This is a genomic window from Streptomyces sp. UNOC14_S4, from assembly GCF_020740835.1.
Lineage (GTDB): Bacteria > Actinomycetota > Actinomycetes > Streptomycetales > Streptomycetaceae > Streptomyces.
On sequence record NZ_JAINFC010000669.1, the window covers coordinates 1 to 3,351 of the forward strand.

Sequence of the window (3,351 nt, forward strand, 5' to 3'; positions counted from 1 at the left end):
GCGCAGGCGAGGGGCGGGGTCCCGGTGGCCGCGAGCCGGCAGCCCGCCTTGTCCGCCGCCGCGCCGACGGCGTCGCGCAGCCGCAGCAGGTGCGCGCGCAGGCCCGTCAGGTCGGCGCAGACGGGGGTGGCGACCTCCAGCTGGGACTGGAGCAGCTCCGACTGGACCTCGCGCGCGTCGAGGAACGGCTGGAGCCCGGCCACCGTGCGCACCTCGTCCGCGAGCGGGACGAGGACGGCCGTGGCGGGGTCCAGCAGGAGGTACTCCTCTTCGACTCCCAGGGTGATCACGTCGTACGTGTACCCGCTGTCGGCCGACCGCGGCTCGGCTCAGCAGGTGGTCTTCTCCGCCGGCCGGGTGGGCGCGGCGCCGCCCGGGGTACGGAGAGGGAGCCGGGGACCACGGCCGGAGAGGACACGATGCAGTCGGAGAGCGGTCCGCGGACTCCGCGGGTGCTGGTGCGCCCGACGGCGAGCTGGTTCGCCGCCGGGTTCGGTGCCGGGCTGGGCCTGACGCTGGCCTATCTGGCCGTACAGACGGTCCTCCGGATCAGCGGTGTCCTCACGCTCCTGCTGCTGGCCCTGTTCGTGGCGATCAGCCTGGAGCCGGTGGTGGCCTGGCTCGCGCGCCGCCGGATGGGGCGCGGCTGGGCTGTGACCGTGGTCATCCTCGTATCGCTGGCCCTCCTGGCGGGTTTCCTGGCCCTGGTGATCCCGCCCGTCTCCGACGAGATCTCCGCCCTCGTCGCGGCCGTCCCGAAGTGGCTGGAACAGCTGCACGACCACCACTCCACGCTGGGCCGTCTGGAGGACCGCTTCCACCTGGTCTCGAAGGTACGTCAGCAACTCGGCTCCGGCCTGGGCTCCACCCTGGTCGGCGGGCTCCTGGGGGCAGGACACCTGGTCATCAGCGCGGTGGTGGGCACCGGCCTGGTCGTGGTGCTGACGGTGTACTTCATGGTGGGCATGGAACAGCTGAAGCACTTCTGCTACCGCTTCGTACCGCGCGCCCGCCGCGACGGCGTGATCGTGCTGACGGAGGAGACGCTCGTCCGCGTCGGCCGCTACATGCTGGGCAACGCCGTCACATCGGCGATCGCGGGCCTGGCCACGTTCGCCTGGTGCGCCGTCCTGGACGTCCCGTACGCGGCCGCCCTCGGCGTACTCGTCGCGCTCCTCGACATGGTGCCCGTCGTCGGCTCGACCATCGGCGGCGTGGTGGTGAGCCTGGTGGCCCTCGCGGTGTCCTTCCCGGTGGCCCTGGGCACCGCGGGCTTCTACACCGCGTTCCGCCTCGCCGAGGACTACCTCATCATGCCGAAGGCGATGCGCTTCGCGGTCGACGTGCACCCGCTCGTGACGGTCGTCGCCGTGGTGATCGGCGGGGCGCTCCTGGGCATCGTGGGCGCGCTGATCGCCATCCCGGTGGCGGTGGCGATCAACATCGTGCTGGAGGAGACGGTGTTTCCGCGGATCGATTCGGCGTGAGGGGGCCCATGCGCGCGGCCGCCAAAGCCGGACCCGTGACTGAGTGGTAGTTGGCCGGTCCGGCCGACCGATCGCTCCCCGGTGGCAAGCCAGTGACCGCCCGTCAACCTTCCAGGTGCGGCGGCGCGGACGACAGCGGAGCGCGGGACCAACGGACGGGATGGCCGTCCGGGCCGTCGGTGAGCCACGAGCCGTCACCCAGGGGCACCAGCTCGTACGGGCTGGCCGCCTCGACGGCGATCTCACCGCTGAGCGTGCCCGTGCGCACGTCGACCAGGTGGTAGCGGAACCACTCCTCCCCGTCCTCGGTCTCACCGCCCAGGGTGACGGCGGCCGTGTCCGAGGTCAGATAGCCGCCGCTCCATTCCACGAAGGTCCCCTCCTCCGGTTCGTACCCGAAGGCCTCGACGGACAGGGTGAAGAGCACGTCCCCGCCGGGGTGGCTGTGGAAGGCGACGTCCCCCTGCCCGTGGTCGACGGTCATGAACTGCTCACCGCCCGGCGCCAGGTCGATCAGGCAGCGGTCCCACCACGGGTACGTCACGAACTCCGGCTCACCGTCGGCCCCGATCGCACCCCTGAGAATGACGGAGCCGTCCTGGCCCTCACCGATGTCGAGGTAGATGCTGCCGTCCACGGGGTGCACGTGGTGGCCGGCACCGTGCCCGACCGTCTCCAGCTCCCGGCAGGCGAGGACCGCCCCGCTGTCGGCGTCGTACACGACCCACTGATCCCCGCCCCCGCGTCCCGCCATCGCGTCCGGCCGGTAGACCCACACAGTCCGACCGTCCAGGGACAGCGCACAACCAGGCCGGTGACCGTGGCGCACGTCGGAGTGCGGCGCGAAAGCCGACGCCCACACCGGGTCACCGCCGCGCGTGAGGCAAACGACCCCGTTCAGCGTCGTATACACGACCCGCTCCAGATCGGGCCGGACCACCGACGCCACGACCTCGTCGCCTGCCCGCGGCTGAAACGACGCGACGGGCTCCAGCGTCCCGAAAGCGTCGGAGTCCACCACGTAGGCATGGATCCACCCGTCGCGGTGGCGCGTGATGGTCTTCGGAGACCGCACAGAAATCATCCGCCGAGGCTAACGCCCGGCTCAGGTCGACCGACAGCCAGGGCCGGTGTGCACGATCCTGCCCATAACGACTACTTCAACGGGACGGACCGACCAGCTAAGGGCCCCAATCGACTGGTACTCGACGGGGACCCCGGGGCCTGCGTCGCGCCAGGTCGACGCGGGCCCGGGGACTGCCCCTGCCGACCACCGGGCGGCAGAGGCAGGAGCCTACGGAGTGCTGGTCACCCCGCTGGGGTGGCTCGCCAGTACCGGTGGATGATCTCGCGGTAGCCGGTGTGGGAGGGGCTGCGGCCGGAGTGCTGGAGGCCCCCAGTCCTGGAGCGTGGCGAAGTCCTCGCTTGCCCCCGAGACAGCGTTGCAGGTGGTGCATTCGAGTTCGTGGGTGATCGGCGGGGCTTCTGGTGCTGTTTCGGGGCCGATCATCCAGCCTGCGTACCTGATCACGGTGTGCGCGCTCACAGCCGCCCTTCTGAAGCCTCGTTGGCGGCCTGGACCTTGGCCCTCAGTTCCTCTCTGAGCGTCGCTGGGCGTACGTTCTCAAGTGCCGCTTCCCACTCGCAACCGCCCTTGGGCAGACGGAGTTGGAAGCGTGGTCCTTCGTGGCCCATGACCTGGGCAACAACCTTTCGGACCTCATCGACTACGTACGAGCCGACGACGATCTTTGGGGTGCGGGTCACTCGTCCGTCTCCTTGACCTGTTGGCGGGGAACGAGGTTGAGGCCGTGAGCAGTCGGCACCAGCACGTAGTCGCCGTTGCTTCGAATGGGTGCGAGGT

The 3,351-nt window shown here is 70.5% G+C and carries 3 protein-coding genes; 1 reads left to right on the plus strand and 2 read right to left on the minus strand.

The features are described 5' to 3' along the window. Positions 1 to 290, minus strand: a 290-nt coding sequence (locus tag K6I34_RS34020; protein ID WP_229331900.1) for a glutamate-cysteine ligase family protein, incomplete at its 3' end; no start/stop codon positions are given. Between the two features lie 129 nt (positions 291 to 419). Between K6I34_RS34020 and K6I34_RS34025 the strand changes: the two genes are divergently transcribed. Then, on the plus strand, positions 420 to 1,487 hold the full coding sequence (locus K6I34_RS34025) for an AI-2E family transporter (protein WP_229331901.1): 1,068 nt from the start codon (positions 420 to 422) through the stop codon (positions 1,485 to 1,487). A gap of 103 nt (positions 1,488 to 1,590) precedes the next feature. Here K6I34_RS34025 and K6I34_RS34030 read toward each other — a convergent pair whose 3' ends face one another. Beyond that, positions 1,591 to 2,571, minus strand: coding sequence for a hypothetical protein (locus K6I34_RS34030; protein ID WP_229331902.1), 981 nt, complete (start codon positions 2,569 to 2,571; stop codon positions 1,591 to 1,593). Positions 2,572 to 3,351 lie beyond the last annotated feature (780 nt).